The organism is Nonomuraea turkmeniaca, assembly GCF_005889735.1.
Classification (GTDB): domain Bacteria; phylum Actinomycetota; class Actinomycetes; order Streptosporangiales; family Streptosporangiaceae; genus Nonomuraea; species Nonomuraea turkmeniaca.
This window is the reverse complement of record NZ_VCKY01000511.1, coordinates 1-1,959: the sequence shown is the minus strand read 5'-3', so window position 1 is coordinate 1,959 and position 1,959 is coordinate 1. Positions and strand designations below refer to the sequence as shown.

The 1,959-nt window shown below is 71.4% G+C and carries 2 protein-coding genes; both read right to left on the bottom strand.

What is annotated here, in order from left to right; genetic code table 11:
* Positions 1 to 1,701 (bottom strand): condensation domain-containing protein (locus tag ETD86_RS54155; RefSeq protein ID WP_138674358.1); only part of this gene is annotated, 1,701 nt, incomplete at its 3' end.
* On the bottom strand, positions 1,698 to 1,959 hold a 262-nt coding region (locus ETD86_RS54150), incomplete at its 5' end, for a phosphopantetheine-binding protein (protein ID WP_138674357.1). The genes ETD86_RS54155 and ETD86_RS54150, both read right to left, overlap by 4 nt.

Here is a 1,959-nt window from a genome sequence, read left to right as displayed (position 1 = left end):
GAGCCGGAAGGTGTCCTGCATCCAGCGCAGCCGGTTGACGATCGCCCGGTGGGAGACGCCCACGCCCTTCGGCCGCCCGGTGGATCCCGAGGTGAAGATGACGTAGGCCAGGTTGTCCTCGCGCACCGGTGGCGGAGTGAAGCAACCCCCGGAATGCGCGGCGGTCAGGACGATCTCGGCCCCGGCGTCGGCGAGCATGCCGCGGCGCCGTTCCTCGGGATCGGCAGGATCGAGGGGTAGGTAGGCGCCACCGGCCGCCAGCACCCCGAGGAGCACGACCGGGAGGTCCAGCCCCCGTTCCATGCAGACGCCGACCGCTTGGTCCACCCGCACGTCCAGCCCGGCCGCCACGGCGCGGGCCCGCTCGGCCAGTTCCCGGTAGGTCAGCCGCTCGCCCTCGAAGACCAGCGCCGTCGCGTCCGGTGTCCGCTCTGCCTGCTCGAAGACCAGCTCGTGCAGCATCCCGCCCGGGTGGGCGCGCGTGGTGGAGTTCCAGAGCGCGAGCAGAGCCGCGTCCTGCGGCGAGATACCAGTATTTCCTGACAATGCGCGGAGGTAGTGATCCCGGATCGCCGCGATCTGGTCGGTGGGGAACTGCGTGGTGTCGTAGGAGATGGTCAGCGTCAGTCCCTGGCCGGGCGTCCGGACGAAGGCCGCGCTGAAGGCGAAGTCGGTCTGCTCGAAGAAGTCCTGGCCCTCGATGGGCGTGGTGGCGCCGCCGTGCACGTGGAAGTCGCGGAAGTCCACGTGCGTGTCCAGCAGGCGCGCGCGACCGCTGGCCCGCTGGATCTCGAAGAGCGGGAAGTGCCGGTACGGCAGCGCCGCCACCTCCGCCTGGAAAACCCGCTGGACCAGTCCGGGAGCGTCGGCGCGCACGCGCAGCGGGACGGTGTTGAGGAACAGGCCGAGCACCTCGTCGCCCGCCTCGCTCTCCGGGCGGCTGTGCGTGAGCATCCCCGTGAGGACGTCCGGGTCACCGGTCAGCAGCGCCATGACGCGCACGTGCGCCGCGAGCAGCACCGAGCGCAGGGGCACCCGGGCGGCGGCCGCCTCATCGGCCAGCGCTTCCGCCAGGTCGTCGGGGAGCGCCGTGGCGAGGACCTCCACCTTGCGCGGTCCGCCGGTGGGGTAGCCGGGCATCCGGGGCAGCCGGCCCTCCGGTGCCCCGGCGATCGCCTCCCGCCAGAACTCCGCCGCCTCCGGACGGGCGAGCACGGCCTTCTCGGCAGCCACCAGGTCGCGGAAGCGCGCCCCCGGCGGTTCCACCGGCAGCCCCGGTGTCGCATAGCGCGCCAACAGCTCGCTGACCAGCCTCGCGACGCTCCACCCGTCGAGGATCGCGTGGTGGAAGTAGACGGTCAGCGCGAACCTGCCGGCTTCGGACCGCACGTGGACGCGGAGCAGGGGAGCCTGCGTCCAGTCGAACGGCCCGTACTCCGGCTCGCCGTCGGAAACGGTCAGCGGGATTTCCGCGCGGTCGTGCACGAGCTGGACGGGCTCGCTGAACCCGGTCAGGTCGAAGGAGGTCCGCAGGACCTCGTGCCGCGCCGACAGCTCCTCCAGCGCCCTGACCAGCGCCGCCTCATCGAACGTGCCGCGCAGCGTGAACGTGGTGTGGTCATGGAAGGTCACGCCGTCCAGCTCGCTGTGGTACAGCATCCCGGCCTGGAGGGTGCTGAGCGGGTAGGCGTCGATGATCATCGCGTGAGCCTCTCTCTGTCCGCCGGGCTGAGCAGGTCGAAAGCTCCCGCCGTGGGCTCCGGTACGGCCTGCCGCGGCCGCAGGACGGTGGCCAGTTCAGCGACCGCCTGATGGGTGAACAGGTGCTGCAGTTCCACGTCGTAGCCCATGGCGCGCAGGCGGGCCACGACCTTGAGGCTGCTGATCGAGTCGCCGCCCATGGCGAAGAAGGTGTCGTTCCTGCCGACCCGTTCGAGGCCGAGAACCTCCTGCCAGACC